Consider the following 19,706-nt stretch of genomic DNA (forward strand, 5'->3'; position numbering starts at 1 on the left):
CTGTGATTTTTTATGCATATTTTGTGATTATATTTTCACAATCACTGTGACATAAAATGGATGGTCATGACATGGCAACTGAACAACCAGCAATTACCCGCGCGACTTTCGATGAAGTGATCCTGCCGATTTATGCACCGGCTGAGTTTATCCCGGTGAAGGGAAAGGGCAGCCGCGTCTGGGATCAGCAGGGTAAAGAGTATGTGGATTTCGCGGGCGGTATTGCGGTCACGGCGCTGGGTCATTGCCATCCCGCGCTGGTGGAGGCGCTGAAAACCCAGGGCGAAACCCTGTGGCACACCAGCAACGTGTTCACCAACGAACCGGCGCTGCGCCTGGGACGTAAGATCATCGATGCCACCTTCGCCGAGCGCGTGCTGTTTATGAACTCCGGTACCGAGGCCAACGAAACCGCTTTTAAGCTGGCGCGCTACTACGCGACAACGCGCCACAGCCCGTACAAAACCAAAATCATCGCCTTCCACAATGCTTTCCACGGCCGCTCCTTCTTTACCGTCTCCGTTGGCGGCCAGCCGAAGTATTCTGACGGGTTTGGCCCGAAACCGGCCGACATCGTCCACGTGCCGTTTAACGATCTGCACGCCGTGAAAGCGGTGATGGACGACCATACCTGCGCGGTGGTTGTCGAGCCGATCCAGGGTGAAGGCGGCGTGACGGCGGCAACCCCGGAATTCCTGAAAGGGCTGCGCGCGCTGTGCGACGAGCATCAGGCGCTGCTGGTCTTTGATGAAGTGCAGTGCGGGATGGGGCGTACCGGCGATCTGTTCGCGTATATGCACTACGGCGTGACGCCGGATATTCTGACCAGCGCTAAAGCGCTCGGCGGTGGTTTCCCGGTGAGTGCGGTACTGACGACGCAGGAGATCGCCTCCGCGTTCCACGTCGGCTCTCACGGCTCTACCTACGGCGGTAACCCGCTGGCGAGCGCCGTGGCGGGCGCCGCATTCGACATTATCAACACGCCGGAGGTGTTGAACGCCGTGAGCGCGAAGCGCGAGCTGTTCGTAAAACACCTGCAAAAGATTGATGAGCAGTACGATGTATTCAGCGAGATCCGCGGGATGGGGCTGCTGATCGGTGCCGAGCTGAAGCCGCAGTACAAAGGCCGCGCGCGCGACTTCCTGCACGCCGCCGCGCACGAAGGGGTGATGGTGCTGAACGCGGGGCCGGACGTGATGCGCTTTGCGCCGTCGCTGGTGGTGGAAGATAAAGACATCGAAGACGGGTTAACCCGCTTTGCCGCGGCGGTCGCGAAGATCGTAAAAGGTTAATACGCCGTCCGCTTCAACCTGCGGGTTAGCCAAATCCCGTGATGCGGACGCTGACGCCATGCCACCGACGAAATGGTGTGCATGGTGTTCAGATGCCCCAGAACGCGCTGCAAATGCTGCTCCAGCGTGCTCATTGGCCCGTGGGTCAACGTCTCCGGCGCTTCCAGAATGTTCGAATCTCCCGACTCACCCGGCGAGTCATACTCCAGACGCTGCTGACACCTCTGCAACGCAATTTCACACGACTGCAAATAGCGCTGCGCCAGATCCGGCGTCAGCATCGTGTGCTCGCGGGCCAGCGTTGTCATGGCGTTAATGTGCTCGACGATAAACTGGCTGTGCGTCACCCAGAGCTTCATATCTGCCAGATAGTGCGAGTTAAAGCCCGGCTCCTGCATCGCCTGGTTGAGTGAGTTAAACAGGGCGTTGTGAGCCTGGTTGACCTTCATCCGCTGATAGGCCAGCGGGGAGGGCTGCGGGTCGTCGCTCAGGATCAGGCGAATGGCCTGCTGGTCGGCTTCCAGCGCGTCGTGGGCGTTCTGGCGCAGCAGTCCGCTTTGCCACTGCGGCCACAGCCAGACCATGCCGCCAAAGGCAATCAGGCAGCCGATCAGGGTATCAATCAGCCTGGCGACAATAAACTGTTCGCCATTGAGCGTAAGCAGCTGCAGGGTATATACCGCCGTCACCGTAAAGCCCACCATCGCCCAGCCGTAGTTTTTGCGGATAATCAGGTAGCTCACCAGCGTAACCGCCAGCATGCCTGCCAGGGTATAGCCTTCCGGCACGTGGAAGTGCAGCGTCACGCCCGCAATGATCAGCCCGGCCATCGTTCCGCCCGCCCGATGCAGAATACGCACCCGCGTGGCGCCGTAGCCGTTCTGGGTGACAAACAGCACGGTCATTAAGATCCAGTAGGGTTTCGGCAGGTGCAGCGCCATGCCCATCAGGCTGGCGGTACTGAGCATAACGCTAATCCTTGCGGCGTTGCGCAGGGCGGAGGATTTAAGAGAAAGATAGCTTTTAAGCGCGGGCAATAGCGGAAGCCGTTTCTGCTTATCCGCCATCAGGTCGCGGGGATAAAGCGGGCGCTGGGTGCGCAACACGCGGGCGATGCGGCTGAAGTGCCAGGCGGCAAACTGGCCGACGGGGTTATCCGGATGCTGACGGGCGATTTTTTCCAGCGCGCCCAGCTGCTTATCCATGTTAAAGCGCGTCGGGTAGCGGTGATAGAGAATATCGTCGGCCAGCACCCGCAGGCGTGCGGACACGGTCTGCGCGTTCCAGCGGATCACCGCTTCGGCGTGGCTACGCTCGACCAGCTTTTGCACCTCCTGCGGGTGGTGCAGGCTAACGGAGATATGCTCCTGCAGATCCAGCCCCACCTGGAAGGTGCGCAGCAGCCGTTTGTACTCGTGGTTCTTGTTGGCGGCAAGCATATGCAGCTGCTGATAGCACTGGCTTATCAGATCCACCACCTTCTGCTGGCGCGTCAGCAGCGGCGGTAGGGATTTCTCCGGATCGGTATGCTGGGTGAGCAGGGTGTATTTGGCCTCGCAGTAATCCGCAAGCTGAACATAGAGAAGGCTCAGGGATTCACGCAGCGGCTGTTCGCGCCACAGCCAGAACCAAAACCAGTTAAACAGCCCGTACCATAATGTCCCCAGGGCGTAGATCAGCAGCGGCTCCCACACCGGCATATTCCCGGCGAGGCTCAGCGTGAAAATGGCCGCAATCAGCGAAGCGGGAAGCAGGCGGGCGTGCAGCGAGCTGATTTCCGCCGTGACGCCGAGGGTCATCGCCAGCACGGTCAGGATCAGCGGCAGCGGGATATCCCGAGCCAGTAAAAGCTGTACGGCGAGGCTACAGCCCGCAAACAGGCAGCCGCCGATAATCAGGCGTTTGAAAAAGCGCTTGTGCGGCGTGTCCAGACCGGCAATGTTGCAGCAGGCGGGCACGAGGGAAAACAGCAGGCCTTGCTGGAGATGTCCGAGGAGCAGACCTATGGCCACAGGAAGACACAACACCAGCGTTTGTCGCAGTGCGTAGTTAACTTCCGGGTGATAGATCAGCCTGCGCCACATGGGGAATAGAGACAAAAACGGCGTGACACCTTGCGATGGCACGCCGTTTAAGCGGAATTAACGCGTTCCGTAAACCACGATGGTTTTACCGTGGGCGGAGATCAGGTTTTGATCTTCCAGCATTTTCAGGATACGGCCCACTGTTTCACGGGAGCAACCGACGATCTGACCAATTTCCTGACGGGTAATTTTAATTTGCATGCCGTCCGGGTGGGTCATGGCGTCTGGCTGTTTCGCCAGGTTTAACAGGGTTTGTGCGATACGACCGGTAACGTCCAGGAAGGCGAGGTTACCCACTTTCTCTGACGTGACCTGCAGACGGCGCGCCATCTGGGAAGAAAGACGCATCAGGATGTCAGGGTTAACCTGAATCAGCTGACGGAACTTCTTGTAAGAAATTTCAGCCACTTCACATGCTGTCTTTGCACGAACCCAGGCGCTACGTTCCTGGCCCTCTTCAAACAGGCCCAGTTCACCGATGAAATCGCCCTGGTTCAGATAAGAAAGGATCATCTCTTTCCCTTCTTCATCTTTGATCAGCACTGCCACCGAGCCTTTAACGATGTAATACAACGTTTCCGCTTTTTCACCCTGGTGAATCAGCGTGCTCTTTGATGGGTACTTATGAATGTGGCAATGAGACAAGAACCATTCGAGAGTCGGGTCTGTTTGCGGTTTGCCAAGCACCATGCGCTGTTATCCTCTGTTATAAGCTGTCACCAGAGTCATCAGATGCATCCGGACTCTGGGGTTGCAATCGAATTCTTACCCATACCCTGGGAAGTCGGCTACCGTAACGTTTCGCAGCCAGTAAAGTTTGATGTCCTCTGCATACATGTGTAACGTCAATGTATTACTGTAGCATCCAGAGTGTTTTAGCATAGCTTTCGCCGCGTGTCTCCTGGTGTCTCGCTTCAGCATGATGCAGGTCGCCTTCCATTGCGAGAAATGTAACGCACGCGTAATCTGTCACCAAAAATGCAACGTTGGAGTTTAAGAATATGCAAGCGCGCGTGAAATGGGTTGAAGGTTTAACGTTCCTGGGCGAGTCCGCGTCAGGACACCAGATTTTGATGGATGGTAACTCCGGCGATAAAGCGCCAAGCCCAATGGAAATGGTGCTGATGGCGGCAGGTGGATGCAGCGCAATTGACGTGGTGTCGATTCTGCAAAAAGGTCGCCATGACGTGACGGATTGTGAGGTTAAACTCACGTCAGAACGTCGCGAAGAGGCGCCACGCCTGTTCACCCATATTAACCTGCACTTTGTGGTCACCGGTAAAGAGCTGAAAGACGCGGCGGTCTCGCGTGCGGTGGACCTGTCTGCGGAGAAGTACTGCTCGGTGGCGTTAATGCTGGAGAAAGCGGTAAAAATCACTCATTCGTATGAAGTGATCGAGGCCTAATCTTTTGGCGGGTGGCGCTTCGCTGACCCGCCCTACAAAAGCACGACCGTAGGCCCGGTAAGCGCAGCGCCACCGGGCAAAACAACTCACGCTATCTGCTTCCCTTCCATCAGTCTCTCCACCAGCGGCGTCATGATGAGCTCCATCGCCAGCCCCATTTTTCCGCCCGGCACCACCAATGTATTCATGTGCGAAATAAACGAGCCCTGCAGCATCGCCAGCAGCCAGGGGTAATCAATGCCTTCGAGATTGCGGAAGTGGATCACCACAAAGCTTTCATCCAGCGACGGGATACTTTTGGCGGCAAACGGGTTGGAGGTGTCCACCGTCGGCACGCGCTGGAAGTTGATATGGGTGCGGGAGAACTGCGGCGTCAGGAAGTTAATGTAATCCTCCATGGAGCGGACCACTGAGTCCATCACCGCTTCACGAGAATGGCCGCGCTCGCTCATGTCACGCGTCAGCTTCTGGATCCACTCCAGGTTAACGATAGGGACCACGCCGACCAGCAGATCCACGTGGCGCGCCACGTCGTGTTGAGGGGTGACCACGCCGCCGTGCAGTCCTTCGTAAAACAGGACGTCGGTAGGTTCCGGCAGCGGTTGCCACGGGGTAAAGGTTCCCGGCACCTGATTCCAGGGAACGGCTTCATCATAGGTATGCAGATACTTGCGGGACTGCCCTTTGCCGCTCTTACCGTACTCTATAAAGGTTTGTTCCAGCAGGCCGAAGTCATTGGCTTCCGGGCCGAAGTAGCTGATGTGTTTACCCGAATCGCGCGCCTTACGGATGGCCATGTCCATCTCCGGGCGCGTGTAGCGGTGAAAGCTGTCGCCTTCGACCTCCGCCGCACGAAGATTCAGCTGGGCGAAAATCTTGCGAAATGCGAGGCTGGTGGTGGTGGTTCCCGCACCACTCGACCCCGTAACGGCAATAACCGGATGTCTGGCAGACATAGCAACTCCCTGACTGAAAAGGGTGGAAGATCAGCCGTGAAACGCGTTGCGGGGCATGATATTGACCGTCTCATGCAGTTCTGACCACACCAGCAGCACGTCGCCGCTTTTCAGCTGGCGCTTTACATCGTTGACCTTTTGCTCAAGCGAGCGTTCCTGTTCACCATAATCGGTGCCTTCGCGTAATACAAAGCTTTCAATCAGATTATCGAGCGTTTCGGGAGCCAGATCCTGCCAGGGAATAATCATTTTGCACCGTCCAGATAAGGGGTTAGCCAGTCAGGGATTCGCGTCTCAAGCCACATTTTCGGGCGGCGCAGCGTGCCGCCGATAAACCCGACGTGGCCGCCGTGCTCCGTCAGCTGATAGTGAACGTTGTCGGGCAGGAATTCCTGAGCGGGGATCGAGTGATGATCCATAAACGGGTCATCTTTGGCATGAATAATCAGCGTCGGCTGCGTGATCTTGCTGAGCAGCGGCATGGCGCTGCACTGACGATAATAGTCAATCGCATCGGCGAAGCCGTGGATTTTCGCGGTGATCAGGTCGTCGAACTCGCGAATACGGCGCACCTTTTTCAGCTGGCGCAGGCTTACCGGCAGGGTATCCGGGTAGGCCTTCAGCTTACGCGCCGCGTTGGCCTTCAGCAGGTTGAGCAGGTAACGCTGATAGACGCGGGAAAAGCCTTTATCCATGTGGTAGCTGCACTGCTCCAGCATAAACGGTGCGGAGACAATGACGGCGGCATCCAGCGGTACGCTTTCGCCCTCTTTGGCCAGCAGACAGGCCAGCATATTTCCGCCCAGCGAGTAGCCCACCGCGGCGGTTGGCACGGTGCCAAAGTTGTCCCGCAGCCAGTGTAAAAACCACGTTCCGTCTTCGGTTTCACCCGAGTGATAAATGCGTTTCTGACGATTCGGTTCGCCGCTGCAGCCGCGAAAATGCATCACCACGCCGAGCCATCCGCGCGCTTTTGCCGCCTCAATTAATCCATGCGCATACGGGCTGTGCAGGCTGCCTTCCAGACCGTGAAAGACCACCAGACGCGGCTTATGGCGTGCCTGTTCCGGCGCTTCGCTCCAGGCGAGATCCAGAAAATCACCGTCTGGCAGGTCAAGCCGTTGCCAGTGCGGGGTGAACTGAACCTTGCGGCGGATCAGTCGCGGCAGCATGGTCTGCAGGTGGGGGTTAGCCACGCCGCGCATGGGCACGAACTCAGTGCTGTCTTCGGCCGCAATGTCGAAGTCTGATGGAATGATTTGGGTCATAAGGGCGATGCTGATTCTTGTCAGAAATTAACGGTACTTTCCGAATTGTACCCCGTTTAGCCTGGTTTTCCGAAACATGAACTGATCCCGATCACAAATCTTTACCTTGATTATTACTCTCAGGCTAATGATTCCGCTCTACGCTTAATTGATGCCTTTCTCACCAGAGCGCACACTTTACTCAACGTTAAGCAAATCAAAATGATTAGCTGAATCAGGAGGTTAATAATGTTATCTGGGCAAACACCCACCCGGCAATGGAACACGCGACGCAGCGAAAAAGCGCGTCGTCTGGCCTCCGTACCGGTGCAGGGCAAGGTACTGCCAACCGGCGATCTTGTCGCCATGCTGGAAAAATTAATCGCGCCTGGCGACAAGGTCGTTCTGGAAGGTAACAACCAGAAGCAGGCGGATTTCCTTTCCCGCTCGCTCGCCGAAGTGAACCCGCAAATTGTCCACGACCTGCATATGATCATGCCGAGCGTCGGCCGCAGCGAGCATCTGGACATCTTCGAGAAAGGCATCGCCCGCAAGCTGGACTTCTCCTTCTCCGGGACGCAAAGCCTGCGTATTTCGCAGCTGCTGGAAGACGGTCAGCTCGAAATCGGTGCGATTCACACCTACATCGAACTTTACTCACGCCTCTACGTCGACCTTTCGCCCAACGTAGCGCTGATTGCCGGTTTTAAAGCCGACCGCAAAGGCAACCTCTACACCGGGGCGAGCACCGAAGATACCCCGGCGCTGGTGGAAGCCGCCGCGTTCCACGACGGCATCGTCATCGCGCAGGTGAACGAGCTGGTGGACGACGAGTGCGAGCTGCCGCGCGTGGATATTCCGGGCTCCTGGATCGACTACGTGGTCGTTGCGGACAAGCCGTTCTTTATTGAACCGCTGTTCACCCGCGACCCGCGCCTCATTAAGCAGGAACATATTCTGATGGCGATGATGGCCATCAAAGGCATCTACGCGGAGCACCAGGTTCAGTCCCTGAACCACGGTATCGGCTTTAACACCGCGGCGATTGAGCTGCTGCTGCCTACCTACGGCGAACAGCTCGGCCTGAAGGGCAAAATTTGTAAGCACTGGACGCTGAACCCGCATCCGACGCTGATCCCCGCCATCGAAAGCGGCTGGGTGGAAAGCGTGCACTGCTTCGGCGGCGAGCTGGGGATGGAAGAGTACATCCGCGCCCGTCCGGACGTGTTCTTTACCGGTGCCGACGGCTCCATGCGTTCCAACCGCGCCTTCTGCCAGCTGGCCGGTCAGTACGCGGTGGATATGTTCATCGGCTCTACGCTGCAGGTTGACGGTTACGCCAACTCCTCAACCGTGACGCGCGGTCGTCTTTCCGGCTTCGGCGGTGCGCCAAACATGGGCCATGACCCGCACGGTCGTCGTCACGCTACCCCGGCCTGGCTGAACATGATCACCGAGCCTGACCCGATGCAGCGCGGTAAAAAACTCGTCGTGCAGATGGTCGAAACCTTCCAGGCGGGCGTGAAGCCAACCTTCGTGGAAAAACTCGATGCCGTTGACGTGGCGAAAGCCTCCGGCATGCCGCTGGCACCGGTGATGATTTACGGCGATGACGTGACGCACGTGCTGACGGAAGAGGGGATTGCCTACCTCTATCGCGCCAAAGATCTGGAAGAGCGTCGTGCCATGGTTGCCGCCGTCGCCGGTATAACCGACATCGGTCTGGGCGTTGACGCCAAACGCGTGGCGGAACTGCGCCAGAGCGGCAAGGTGGTGTACCCGGAAGATATGGGGATCCGCCGCACCGACGCCACCCGCTCTCTGCTGGCTGCGGGCAGCGTGTCTGACCTCGTGGAGTGGTCCGGCGGTCTGTATATCCCACCTGCGAAATTCCGGAGCTGGTAATGAAACTTCTGCCCCAGATTCAGGTTGAAGGCGGTGCCGAATGGCTGGCGCGAACCGCCACGCAGTGTCTGATTGACGAAGCACGTTTAAGCCCGAAACCCGGTCTGGTGGACAGTCGGGGGAACGGCGCGCACCACGATTTATCCCTTGCGCTGATGGAGCGCTCCGCGCGCAGCCTGACCCCCACGTTTCAGGCGCTGGCGCAGCAGAGCTGGCTGCGTCCGGCAGATATTGCGCTTCGGCAAACCGTTGGCCGTCTTGGCCGCGAAGGCGAGCAGCAGATGATGGCGGCCACCGACGGGGTGAATACCCATCGTGGCGCGATCTGGGCGCTGGGATTGCTGGTGAGCGCGGTGGCGATGCTGGGCGGGGATGCAACTGCGCAGGTCGTCGCGAATACCGCCGCTCAGCTGGCGAAACTCCAGGACGATGCGGCACCGAAGGTGTTCAGCAAAGGCCTGCGCGCCACGCACCGCTACCGCGTGCCGGGCGCGCGCGAAGAGGCGCAGCAGGCGTTCCCGCACGTTATGCAGCGCGCATTGCCGCAGCTTCGCCTCAGCCGTCTGAACGGCAGCAGTGAGGCGCAGGCCAGGCTCGACGCGCTGATGGCCATCATGACGTCGCTCACCGATACCTGCGTGCTGTCGCGCGCCGGAATGGAGGGGCTGGACGCCATGCAGCACGGTGCCCGTGCGGTACTGAATGCGGGAGGCTGTGCAACGGCTGCGGGCCAGCAGGCGCTGGCGAACCTGGACCGTCAGATGCTGGCGCTTAACGCGTCACCGGGCGGCGCCGCCGACCTGCTTGCCGCCACGCTGTTTCTTGACCGCGTCGAATCGCCTTATTCAAAGCATTAAGAGGATGTTATGGAAAAAATTACATTGACCGTGCCAGCCAGCCGCGCGTTAAGCGGCAGGGCGCTGGCGGGCGTCGTCGGCTCCGGGGATATGGAGGTGCTCTTCACCGCCGAACCGGGCCAGACGCTAACCATTGATATCACCACCTCAGTCGACAACAGCCGTGGCCGCTGGGAGGCGCTGTTCAACCGCCTGCAAACGGTCAGCAGCCTGCCGGCAGGAAAACTGACCATTCATGATTTCGGCGCGACGCCGGGCGTGGCCCGCATTCGTATCGAACAGGTTTTTGAGGGGGTGAGCCATGCGTGATGACAGCAGCTTTATCGAACTAAAAGCGCGCCAGCGCGCGCAGGCCCTGCTCGACGAGGGCAGCTACCGCGAACTGCTGGATCCGTTTGAAGGCATTATCTCTCCGTGGCTTGGGCCACAGGGCATTGTCCCGCAGGCCGATGACGGCATGGTGGTGGCGAAAGGCACCATCAACGGTCAGCCTGCGGTCGTGGTCGCGATTGAAGGCGCGTTCCAGGGCGGCAGCATGGGCGAAGTGTCCGGCGCCAAAATGGCGGCAGCGCTGGAGCTGGCGGCGGAAGATAACCGCAACGGCATTCCGACTCAGGCCGTGCTGTGCCTCGAAACCGGCGGCGTGCGTCTGCAGGAAGCTAACCTCGGCCTGGCGGCGATTGCCGATATCCACGCGGCGATTGTAGACCTGCGTCGCTACACGCCCGTCATCGGGATTGTAGCCGGGACCGTGGGCTGTTTCGGCGGGATGTCCATTGCGGCAGCGCTGTGCAGCTACCTGATTGTGACCCGCGAAGCGCGTCTCGGCCTCAACGGCCCGCAGGTTATCGAGCAGGAAGCGGGCATTGAAGAGTACGACTCCCGCGACCGTCCGTTTATCTGGAGCATGACCGGCGGTGAAGTGCGCTATCAAAGCGGTCTGGTGGACGCGCTGGTGGGCGACGGCGTAAACGCGGTGAAAGCGGCGATGAACGACGCGATTGCCAAAGGCGTACCGGCGAAACATCGCACCGATAACTACGACGATTACCTGAACCGTCTGACCCATTTCGACACCCGCAAGCAGGCCGATGCCGAACAGATTAACGCGCTTTTTGCCCGGGAGGTGAAATGATGAGTAATTCAAAAAGCCGTGGCGAACTCTGGCTGGAAACCCTCGCCCCGAACGCCAAACGTATCGAAGGGCTGTGCCCGTCCGTGCAGGCGGCAGACGGCGAGCTGAACGGCGAAGCGGTGCGTTTTGTTGCCGTAGTGCCGGATGCCAACAACCATTTCCCGCGCGCGGCGCAGGGTGAAGTCGGCCTGCTGGAAGGCTGGACGCTGGCGAAGGTGGTCAGCGAAACCGTCGCGGCGGATGCCGATAAAGCCGTGAAGCGCCCGATTGTGGCGGTGATCGACGTCCCAAGCCAGGCCTATGGCCGTCGCGAGGAGGCGTTTGGTATTCACCAGGCGCTGGCGGGCGCCGCTGCCGCATATGCTAACGCGCGTCTGGCCGGTCACCCGGTGATTGGGCTTATCGTCGGCAAGGCGATGTCCGGCGCGTTCCTGGCGCACGGCTACCAGGCCAACCGTCTGATCGCCTTTAACGACAAAGGCGTGCTGATCCACGCGATGGGTAAAGAGTCCGCCGCGCGCATCACGCTGCGTACCGTCGAAGCGCTGGAAAAGCTGGCGGCGACCATTCCGCCAATGGCTTACGACATCAGCAACTACGCCACGCTGGGGCTGCTCTCCAGCCTGCTGGACATCAGCAACCCGGATGCCCCGTCCGATAACGATCTGGCTCAGGTGAAAACCACGCTGCAACAGGCCATCAGCGATGCTCGTCAGGACGCGACGCTTAAAAACCGTCTGGGTGCTGACAACCGCCGCAGCTCGGCGCTCGTACGCGAACGTATGCGAGCCAGCTGGTAAGTAAAAAAAAGACCTGCCAGAGATGCAAACCCCCGCGAGCGCGTCCGCTGCGCCCGCGTGGGAGCCTGCATCCTGAAAAATAATAAACATCGCACCAGTGCTAAAACTTTTTTTACTACAGGTGATTTATGACTTACGTAATTGTTCATGCTCTTGCACCGATTTTCGTCATCATGCTGCTGGGATTCTGGGCCGGTAAGGCAAAGATGGTCGATAACAAAAACGTTTCCCTGCTCAATATCTTCGTGATGGATTTTGCACTGCCTGCCGCGCTGTTTAGCGCCACCGTGCAAACGCCGTGGACCGGCATCGTGGCGCAGTCGCCGCTGATTCTGGTGCTTACTCTGGCGATGTGGATCACCTATGCGGCCATCTACTTCCTCGCGACTAAAGTCTTTAAGAAATCCCCGCAGGATGCGGCCGTGCTGACCCTGACGGTCGCACTGCCGAACTACGCAGCGCTGGGCCTGCCGATTCTGGGCAGCGTGCTGGGGGAAGGTTCTTCCACGTCTCTGTCCGTCGCGGTCTCTATCGCCTGCGGCTCAGTGCTGATGACACCGTTCTGCCTGCTGATCCTGGAGCGTGAAAAAGCGCGCGCTGAGGGCAATAGCTCCGGCTCAACGCTCTCCATGCTGCCGGTGCTGATGTGGCGTTCCATTAAAAAACCGATCGTGATGGGCCCGCTGCTGGGTGTGATTTTGTCCGCCATCGGAATCAAAATGCCGGATCTGGTTCTGGCGGCGATTAAACCGCTGGGGCTGTCCGCCACCGCTGCGGCGCTGTTCCTGACCGGGGTGATCCTCTCTGCCCGTAAGCTGCAGATCAACACCATGGTGATCACCTCCACCATCGCCAAGCTGCTGATTCAGCCTGCGATTGCCTGGGGTATTGTGCTGATCTTCGGTCTGCATGGCTCCGTGGCGATTACCGCTATCCTGATGATTGCGCTTTCTGCGGGCTTCTTCGGCGTGGTGTTCGGTAACCGCTTTGGCGTGCAGTCGCCGGATGCTGAAGCCGTGCTGCTGTTAAGCTCCGTACTGTGTATCCTGTCGCTGCCGCTGTTTATCTCGCTGACTACAGGAATGTAATCATGACCCCAACATTACGCCCGCACGACCTCATCTGGCTTACCGCGCGCGACGCGCTGGAAGGCATCACCGAATCCTGGGTGGAGGCGGCATGGCATACCGGCCTGCCGGTGGTGGTGCGACGTGATGTTGATAGTGAAGGCCGCATTCCCGTTGGCGTGCGTGGATTGCGCCGCGACCAGCGGGCGGCAGGGTGGGTGAAGTCGGAAAACGTTCGACGCGTGGTATCACCGGAAGACCTGTGCGCCACCGCCGATCTGCTGCGCTCGCCGTTTGTCACCCAGCCGCCGGTTCAGGTGGCGCTGCAGCTTGCGCAGCAGGCGTGGCCGTGGACGTGGGGCATTACCGGCAGCACCGGCTATGCGCTGGCGACCGGAATTCCGGTGATACACGCCGACAGCGATCTTGACCTGCTGATCCGCGCCCCTGAGCCGATTCCCCCTGATGCTTTTACCGCATGGCAGTCGCAGCTCAGCCGCGCATTGTGCCGGGCGGATACGCAGGTCGATACGCCCGAAGGGGGCTTTGCGCTGGCGGAGTGGTTACGCGACGGAAAAACGCTGCTGAAAACCCGCCGCGGACCGCGCCTGGTAGCGGATCCGTGGCGCAGGGAGGAGTGATGAAAATACTGTTTACCTTTCCGGGACAGGGCACGCAGCATGAAGGCATGCTGCAAAATTTGCCGGGAACGACGCTTGCTCAGGCACGCGAGGTACTGGGCAGCGAAGTTGATACGCTGGATAGTGCAGCCTCACTCGCTCACACCCGTGCGGTTCAGCTGTGTCTGCTGATTTCAGGCGTGGCCTGGGCGCGCGAGCTGGAGCGTCGCGGCGTGTCGCCGGATATCGTCAGCGGGCTGTCCATCGGCGCTTATCCGGCGGCGGTTATCGCGGGCGCGCTGGACTTTTCGGACGCGCTGAGGCTGGTGGCGCTGCGTGGTGACCTGATGGAGCAGGCGTACCCGCACGGCTACGGCCTGACGGCAATCATGGGCTTAACCCTGCCGCAGGTGGAAACGCTGATTGAAGGCACCGGAGCCTATATTGCCAACCTGAACGCTGAAACGCAGATCGTGATTGCCGGAAGCGATGACGGGATGGCGCAGGTGGCGGCACGCGCGCTGGCAAAAGGGGCGAGCAAGGCCAAACGGCTGGCGGTAAGCGTGCCGTCCCACTGCGAACTGCTGGCGGAACCGGCGAAAAAGCTGGCGGCGGCGTTTGAGTCCGTCACGCTGGCTCGTCCACGCTGCGCGTACCTGAGCGGCAGTACCGGCCGCGTGCTCTGGCAGCCGGAAAAAATCGCTGACGATCTGGCGATGAACATGGCGCGAACCGTGCGCTGGCAGGAAGCGGTGATTTCCGCTAACGAACGCGAAGCCCGACTGGCGATTGAAATGCCGCCCGGCGGCGTACTGACCTGCCTGACGCGGCAGGCTGCCTGGGAAGGAGAGACCCTTTCGCTGGAGCGCAGCGGGGTGGACGTGGCGGTGCATCTGGCGAAGCGGCTTCGTGCGTGAGTTTTTTTGCCTGGTGGCGGCTGCGCCTTACCGGGCCTACGGGTTCGGTTGTCTTGTTTTGTATCACACACTTTCCTGCAAACTGCGCGCATACATCCGCCCCTCGGCGGCTAATGCCCGCAGGCTCGGGTCCTGCTCGCGGTTACGGGCAAAGACAATCGCGATCAGCTGCTGCATCTGGTACGGCTCCGCCAGCTTCAACAGCTGCACCGAATTCTCGTAGACCTTCTTCATCCTGCCCGGCATCAGCGTAAAACCTACGCCCGCCTGCACCAGGCTCAGCATTGAGAAAATGTCATTTACGCGGGTCACAATCACCGGTTCGAATCCGGCGATATGGAACGCCTCCTGAAACCCGGCGTAGGTAGCGAATCCTTCGGCAAGGGCGACAAACTTCTGATCTTTGTAATCACGCAGATCCGCAGGCCCGCTGGTGTTCAGCGTGGCGGAGGCGGGTGCGGCGAGGAAAATGTCGTCATGGAAGAGGGGCAGCACTTCGAGGCTGTTACGGTCGATATCGCTTTCTGAAATAGAGATGAGGATTGCGTCCAGCGAACCTTCGTCCAGCATGTGGAGCAGGGTTTCGTTAGAGCCCATCGTCAGATCCATCTCCAGATCCGGACGGCGCAGCTTCATGCCCATAATCAGGCGCGGCACGGTTTCCAGCGTCAGGGAGTAGAGCGTGCCCACGCGCAGCCGCCCCTGGCCGATTCCAGCGACTTTGCGCGACTCTTCCAGCCCGCGCTCCATCACCTGCATCACTTCCTGGCAATACTCCAGCAGCGTCCAGGCGGAAGGCAGGGCAATCAGGTTGCGGCCCTTATGGGTAAAGAGCGGGCAGCGCACGTTCTCTTCCAGGGTGTGTAGCGCGCGGTGCACGCTGACGCCGCTCAGGCCCAGAGTTTCGGCGGTACGCGCGATATTCCCTTTCTCCATAAACGTCATGAAGATGCTGAGCTTGCGGAACGTAATCTCGCTCGTGATATCGAAACTCATAACCCTCCCGGCGTGTTATTCAGCCTGCAGCATCGCTTCCAGCTGTTCCTGCGCGTCCAGCCACGCCATTTCGCACTCTTCGAGGCTGGATTTGGTCTTCGCCTGCGTTTGCAGGCAGTCCGTCAGCTCAGCCTTGCGGCTCTGGTCATACAGACCGCTGTCGCCGAGCTTCTCTTCAACGATAGCCAGCGTGGCGTTGAGCTTTTCCATCTCTTTTTCGAGACGGGTAATCTCTTTACGCAGCGGCTGCGTCTGGGTGCGAAGCTCTGCTTCACGACGCTTCTGGTCTTTACGCGCCTGCGCGCTGTTGGCGTTGTCTTTTGCTGACTCTTCCGGCTGGTTTTCCTGCTTCTGCACGTCCGTCAGCCACTGCTGGTAGTCTTCCAGATCGCCGTCGAACGGTTCGACTTTGCCGCCGTGCACTAAATAGAGATCGTCCGTGGTGGAGCGGATCAGGTGACGGTCGTGCGAGACCACTACCAGCGCGCCTTCGAACTCAATCAGCGCTTCGGTTAGCGCCTGGCGCATGTCGAGATCCAGGTGGTTGGTCGGTTCATCGAGCAGCAGCAGGTTCGGACGCTGCCAGACGATCAGCGCCAGCACCAGACGGGCCTTTTCGCCGCCGGAGAAACGCTCGGTGTTTTCAGTCACCTTATCGCCCTGGAAGCCGAAGCCGCCGAGATAGTCGCGCAGCTTCTGCTCCATCTCCTGCGGCGCCAGACGCGCGAGGTGCTGAATCGGCGATTCATCCGCGCGTAAAAATTCCAGCTGATGCTGGGCGAAGTAGCCCAGCTTGATGCCCTTCGCCAGGCCGATTTCACCGCTGACCGGGTTAAGTTCGCCCGCCAGCAGTTTGATCAGCGTCGATTTACCGGCGCCGTTACGCCCCAGCAGGCCAATGCGCGAACCCGGCACCAGGTTGAGCTTGATGGAATCGAGAATAATGCGGTCGGCATAGCCCGCGCTAACCTTCTCCATCTTCAGCAGCGGGTTCGGCAGACTTTCCGGCTCGCGGAAGCTGAAGTGGAACGGGTTATCCACGTGCGCCGGGGCAATCATCTCCATGCGCTCCAGCATCTTGATGCGGCTCTGGGCCTGCTTCGCTTTTGACGCTTTAGCCTTAAAGCGATCCACGAAGCTCTGCAGGTGCGCCACGCGCTGCTGCTGGCTTTCGTACATGGACTGCTGCTGGGCAAGGCGCGTCGCGCGCTGGCGCTCGAAGGAGCTGTAGTTGCCGGTGTACTCGAACATCGTTTGCTGTTCGATATGAATGATTTTATCCACTACCGGGTCGAGGAAGTCGCGGTCGTGGGAGATCAGAATCAGAGTGCCCTGATAGCTCTTGAGCCACTTCTCCAGCCAAATAACCGCATCGAGATCGAGGTGGTTGGTCGGTTCATCGAGCAGCAGCAGGTCAGAGCGGCAGATCAGCGCCTGCGCCAGGTTGAGACGCATACGCCAGCCGCCGGAGAAGTCGCTGACCGGGCGTTCCAGCTGTTCATTGCTGAAGCCCAGGCCGTGCAGCAGGCTGGAGGCGCGGGAGCGAATGGTCCACGCGTCGATAGCGTCCAGCTTGCCGTGAACGGTGGCGATGGCGTGACCGTCGTTGCGCTCGTTCGCGGCGTTGAGTTCCGCCTCGAGCTTACGGTATTCACGATCGCCGTCGATAACATAGTCGAGTGCCGGTTCGCTCAGCGCCGGCGTCTCCTGGTTTACCCAGGCGAGCTGCCAGTTCCCCGGGAAGGTAAAGTTACCGCCATCCGCGCTAATCTCGTTTTTCAGCAGCGCCAGCAGGGTGGATTTACCGCAGCCGTTTTTGCCGACCAGGCCCACTTTTTGGCCTGGGTTGATGGTAGCAGTGGCGTTATCCAGCAGGACGCGCACGCCGCGACGAATTTGTAACGAGGAGAAAACAATCATAGAAGCGCCGTATGTTCCGACTATGTTAATTTGTCATTATGATAATGTAAGGTGTGCGCCATTTTCCGCACCGGGCCGCCATGGTAGCCCAAAACAACGACGATACACAAAAACAGAAACAAGACCGGGAGGGGAATGATGTCTCAGACAGCAAAAGTGCTGCTGCTGTATGCCCATCCGGAATCTCAGGACTCGGTGGCAAACCGGGTGCTGCTTAAGCCGGCCACACAGCTCAGCAACGTGACGGTGCACGATCTCTACGCGCACTATCCTGATTTCTTTATTGATATCCCTTACGAGCAGGAGCTGCTGCGTCAGCATGACGTGATTGTGTTCCAGCATCCGCTTTATACCTATAGCTGTCCGGCGCTGCTCAAAGAGTGGCTGGACCGCGTGCTGAGCCGGGGCTTTTCCAGCGGGGTGGGGGGAAACCAGCTGGCGGGAAAGTACTGGCGTAGTGTGATTACGACCGGTGAACCCGAAAGCGCTTACCGTCACGACGGGCTGAACCGTTATCCGATGAGCGACATCCTGCGGCCTTTCGAGCTGACGGCAGCGATGTGCCGTATGCACTGGATGAGCCCGATTATTGTCTACTGGGCGCGGCGACAGGATCCGAAAGAGCTGGCAAGCCACGCCAGAGCCTACGGTGAATGGCTGGCGTCACCGATTCCGGCAGGAGGTCGTTAATGGAAGGATCGAATTTACTCCTCGCCGGGGTGCTGTTTTTATTTGCGGCCGTCGTCGCGGTGCCGCTTGCTGCACGCATTGGTATCGGTGCGGTGCTGGGGTATCTGCTGGCGGGGATCGCGATTGGTCCCTGGGGACTGGGATTCATCAGCGATGTAGATGAGATTCTCCATTTCTCCGAGCTGGGCGTGGTGTTCCTGATGTTCATCATCGGCCTGGAGCTGAATCCCTCGAAATTGTGGCAACTCCGACGCTCTATCTTTGGTGTGGGCGCCGCGCAGGTGTTGTTCAGCGCCGCGATCCTGGGCGGCCTGTTAATGCTGACCCACTTTTCATGGCAGGCGGCGGTGATTGGCGGGATAGGCCTTGCGATGTCGTCGACGGCGATGGCGCTGCAGCTGATGCGCGATAAAGGGATGAATCGCAACGAAGCCGGTCAGCTGGGCTTTTCGGTGCTGCTGTTCCAGGATTTGGCGGTGATCCCAGCGCTGGCGCTGGTACCGCTGCTGGCGGGATCCGGGGACGATCACTTCGACTGGGCTAAAATCGCCATGAAGGTGCTGGCCTTCGCGGGCATGCTGATTGGCGGTCGTTTCCTGTTACGTCCCGTGTTCCGCTTTATTGCCGCGTCGGGCGTTCGCGAGGTGTTTACCGCCGCGACGCTGCTGCTGGTGCTGGGATCGGCGTTATTTATGGACGCGCTGGGGCTGTCGATGGCGCTCGGGACCTTTATCGCCGGGGTGCTGCTGGCGGAGAGCGAGTATCGTCACGAGCTGGAAATTGCCATCGATCCTTTCAAGGGGCTGCTGTTAGGTCTGTTCTTTATCTCGGTGGGGATGGCGCTCAACCTTGGCGTGCTCTATACCCATCTGCTGTGGGTGATAGTGAGCGTCGCCATCCTGGTGGCGGTGAAGATGCTGGTGCTGTACGTCATGTCACGCATCTACGGTTTGCGGAGTTCGGAACGCATGCAGTTTGCCAGCGTGTTAAGCCAGGGGGGCGAGTTCGCGTTTGTGCTGTTCTCGACCGCATCCTCCCAGAAGCTGTTTAAAGACGATCAGATGGCGCTTTTGCTGGTGACGGTCACGCTGTCTATGATGACCACGCCGCTGCTGATGAAGCTGGTGGATAAACTGCTGTCGCGCCGCCTGAACCCAACTGACGACGAAGACGAAGCGCCGTGGGTGGAAGACGACAAGCCGCAGGTGATTGTGGTGGGATTTGGCCGTTTCGGACAGGTTATCGGGCGTTTGCTGATGGCGAACAAAATGCGCATTACGGTACTGGAGCGCGATATCAGCGCGGTCAACCTGATGCGCAAATATGGCTATAAGGTTTACTACGGCGACGCGACCCAGCTCGAGCTGCTGCGCTCGGCGGGGGCCGAAGCGGCAGAGTCCATCGTGATTACCTGTAACGATCCGGAAGACACGATGAAGCTGGTGGAGCTGTGCCAGCAGCATTTCCCGCATCTGCATATTCTGGCGCGTGCGCGGGGACGTGTTGAAGCTCACGAATTGTTGCAGGCGGGTGTGAAACACTTCTCCCGTGAGACGTTCTCCAGTGCGCTGGAGCTGGGCCGTAAGGCGCTGATCTCGCTCGGCATGCATCCGCATCAGGCGCAGCGCGCCCAGATGCATTTCCGACGGCTGGATATGCAAATGTTGCGCGAGCTGATGCCGGTACATACTGATACTGAGCAGATCTCCCGCGTGCGGGAAGCGCGTCGCGAGCTGGAGGAGATCTTCCAGCGAGAGATGCAGCAGGAACGACGCCAGCTTGATGGCTGGGATGAATTTGAATAAAGGGTAACG

Annotated in this window: 19 protein-coding genes; 12 read left to right on the forward strand and 7 right to left on the reverse strand. The window is 59.2% G+C overall.

Annotated features, from left to right (window positions below):
- The first annotated feature begins 71 nt into the window (after nucleotides 1-71).
- Entirely contained in the window at nucleotides 72-1,292 is a 1,221-nt protein-coding gene (locus AB8846_RS16935; protein WP_187360836.1) for an aspartate aminotransferase family protein, read from the forward strand.
- Here the strand turns inward: AB8846_RS16935 and AB8846_RS16940 are convergent.
- Nucleotides 1,289-3,376, reverse strand: a complete 2,088-nt coding sequence (locus AB8846_RS16940) for a YccS/YhfK family putative transporter (RefSeq protein ID WP_370733238.1) — start codon at nucleotides 3,374-3,376, stop codon at nucleotides 1,289-1,291. The genes AB8846_RS16935 and AB8846_RS16940 overlap by 4 nt on opposite strands.
- Before the next feature lie 57 nt (nucleotides 3,377-3,433).
- Nucleotides 3,434-4,066 (reverse strand): cAMP-activated global transcriptional regulator CRP, encoded by a 633-nt coding sequence (crp, locus tag AB8846_RS16945; RefSeq protein WP_000242758.1) that lies wholly within the window; start codon nucleotides 4,064-4,066, stop codon nucleotides 3,434-3,436.
- Nucleotides 4,067-4,377: 311 nt separating this feature from the next.
- Here crp and AB8846_RS16950 point away from each other — a divergent pair, with 311 nt between their 5' ends.
- Nucleotides 4,378-4,782, forward strand: coding sequence for an OsmC family protein (locus AB8846_RS16950; protein ID WP_008503018.1), 405 nt, complete (start codon nucleotides 4,378-4,380; stop codon nucleotides 4,780-4,782).
- A gap of 86 nt (nucleotides 4,783-4,868) precedes the next feature.
- On the opposite strand, the gene AB8846_RS16955 is transcribed toward AB8846_RS16950, so the two are convergent.
- The 3 genes from AB8846_RS16955 to AB8846_RS16965 are packed head-to-tail and all read right to left on the reverse strand — an operon-like array spanning nucleotide 4,869 to nucleotide 7,006.
- Nucleotides 4,869-5,738 (reverse strand): phosphoribulokinase, encoded by an 870-nt coding sequence (locus AB8846_RS16955; protein WP_023309465.1) that lies wholly within the window; start codon nucleotides 5,736-5,738, stop codon nucleotides 4,869-4,871.
- A 30-nt stretch (nucleotides 5,739-5,768) separates the two neighbouring features.
- A complete protein-coding gene (locus tag AB8846_RS16960; RefSeq protein WP_063144226.1) occupies nucleotides 5,769-5,987 on the reverse strand; it encodes a YheU family protein in 219 nt (72 codons plus the stop codon).
- Nucleotides 5,984-7,006 carry a hydrolase gene (locus AB8846_RS16965; protein WP_370733223.1) on the reverse strand — a complete coding sequence of 341 codons (1,023 nt, stop codon included), beginning with the start codon at nucleotides 7,004-7,006 and terminating at the stop codon, nucleotides 5,984-5,986. The genes AB8846_RS16960 and AB8846_RS16965 overlap by 4 nt, the downstream gene beginning before the upstream one ends.
- Nucleotides 7,007-7,234: 228 nt before the next feature.
- Here AB8846_RS16965 and mdcA point away from each other — a divergent pair, with 228 nt between their 5' ends.
- The 8 genes from mdcA (at nucleotide 7,235) to mdcH (ending at nucleotide 14,286) form a co-directional block, all read left to right on the forward strand.
- Nucleotides 7,235-8,890: a malonate decarboxylase subunit alpha gene (gene mdcA, locus AB8846_RS16970; protein ID WP_370733224.1), complete on the forward strand. Its 1,656-nt coding sequence runs from the start codon at nucleotides 7,235-7,237 to the stop codon at nucleotides 8,888-8,890.
- Nucleotides 8,890-9,747: a triphosphoribosyl-dephospho-CoA synthase gene (locus AB8846_RS16975; RefSeq protein ID WP_370733225.1), complete on the forward strand. Its 858-nt coding sequence runs from the start codon at nucleotides 8,890-8,892 to the stop codon at nucleotides 9,745-9,747. Before mdcA ends, AB8846_RS16975 begins: the two co-directional genes overlap by 1 nt.
- Before the next feature lie 9 nt (nucleotides 9,748-9,756).
- Nucleotides 9,757-10,056, forward strand: a complete 300-nt coding sequence (mdcC, locus tag AB8846_RS16980) for a malonate decarboxylase acyl carrier protein (protein ID WP_014885504.1) — start codon at nucleotides 9,757-9,759, stop codon at nucleotides 10,054-10,056.
- Nucleotides 10,049-10,882, forward strand: a complete 834-nt coding sequence (locus AB8846_RS16985; RefSeq protein WP_063144223.1) for a biotin-independent malonate decarboxylase subunit beta — start codon at nucleotides 10,049-10,051, stop codon at nucleotides 10,880-10,882. The genes mdcC and AB8846_RS16985 overlap by 8 nt, the downstream gene beginning before the upstream one ends.
- The gene (gene mdcE / locus AB8846_RS16990) at nucleotides 10,882-11,682 is read left to right on the forward strand and encodes a biotin-independent malonate decarboxylase subunit gamma (RefSeq protein ID WP_370733239.1); all 801 of its coding nucleotides are present in this window, start codon (nucleotides 10,882-10,884) and stop codon (nucleotides 11,680-11,682) included. Before AB8846_RS16985 ends, mdcE begins: the two co-directional genes overlap by 1 nt.
- 128 nt (nucleotides 11,683-11,810) lie before the next feature.
- The gene (locus AB8846_RS16995; protein WP_370733226.1) at nucleotides 11,811-12,770 is read left to right on the forward strand and encodes an AEC family transporter; all 960 of its coding nucleotides are present in this window, start codon (nucleotides 11,811-11,813) and stop codon (nucleotides 12,768-12,770) included.
- Between the two features lie 2 nt (nucleotides 12,771-12,772).
- Nucleotides 12,773-13,390 (forward strand): malonate decarboxylase holo-ACP synthase, encoded by a 618-nt coding sequence (locus AB8846_RS17000; RefSeq protein WP_370733227.1) that lies wholly within the window; start codon nucleotides 12,773-12,775, stop codon nucleotides 13,388-13,390.
- Nucleotides 13,390-14,286: a malonate decarboxylase subunit epsilon gene (gene mdcH, locus AB8846_RS17005; RefSeq protein WP_370733228.1), complete on the forward strand. Its 897-nt coding sequence runs from the start codon at nucleotides 13,390-13,392 to the stop codon at nucleotides 14,284-14,286. Before AB8846_RS17000 ends, mdcH begins: the two co-directional genes overlap by 1 nt.
- A 63-nt stretch (nucleotides 14,287-14,349) precedes the next feature.
- Here mdcH and AB8846_RS17010 read toward each other — a convergent pair whose 3' ends face one another.
- Both AB8846_RS17010 and AB8846_RS17015 read right to left on the reverse strand, forming a co-directional pair.
- Entirely contained in the window at nucleotides 14,350-15,282 is a 933-nt protein-coding gene (locus AB8846_RS17010; protein ID WP_370733229.1) for a LysR substrate-binding domain-containing protein, read from the reverse strand.
- 15 nt (nucleotides 15,283-15,297) lie between these two features.
- Nucleotides 15,298-17,202, reverse strand: coding sequence for an ABC transporter ATP-binding protein (locus AB8846_RS17015; protein WP_370733230.1), 1,905 nt, complete (start codon nucleotides 17,200-17,202; stop codon nucleotides 15,298-15,300).
- A 135-nt stretch (nucleotides 17,203-17,337) separates the two neighbouring features.
- Between AB8846_RS17015 and kefG the strand changes: the two genes are divergently transcribed.
- Nucleotides 17,338-17,892 (forward strand): glutathione-regulated potassium-efflux system ancillary protein KefG, encoded by a 555-nt coding sequence (gene kefG, locus AB8846_RS17020; protein WP_021242220.1) that lies wholly within the window; start codon nucleotides 17,338-17,340, stop codon nucleotides 17,890-17,892.
- Complete coding sequence (kefB, locus tag AB8846_RS17025) at nucleotides 17,892-19,697, forward strand: glutathione-regulated potassium-efflux system protein KefB (protein ID WP_063144217.1); 1,806 nt, start codon at nucleotides 17,892-17,894, stop codon at nucleotides 19,695-19,697. Before kefG ends, kefB begins: the two co-directional genes overlap by 1 nt.
- Nucleotides 19,698-19,706 lie beyond the last annotated feature (9 nt).

Source organism: Enterobacter sp. KB-221C9 (assembly GCF_041320715.1).
Taxonomy (GTDB): Bacteria; Pseudomonadota; Gammaproteobacteria; order Enterobacterales; family Enterobacteriaceae; genus Enterobacter; species Enterobacter asburiae_D.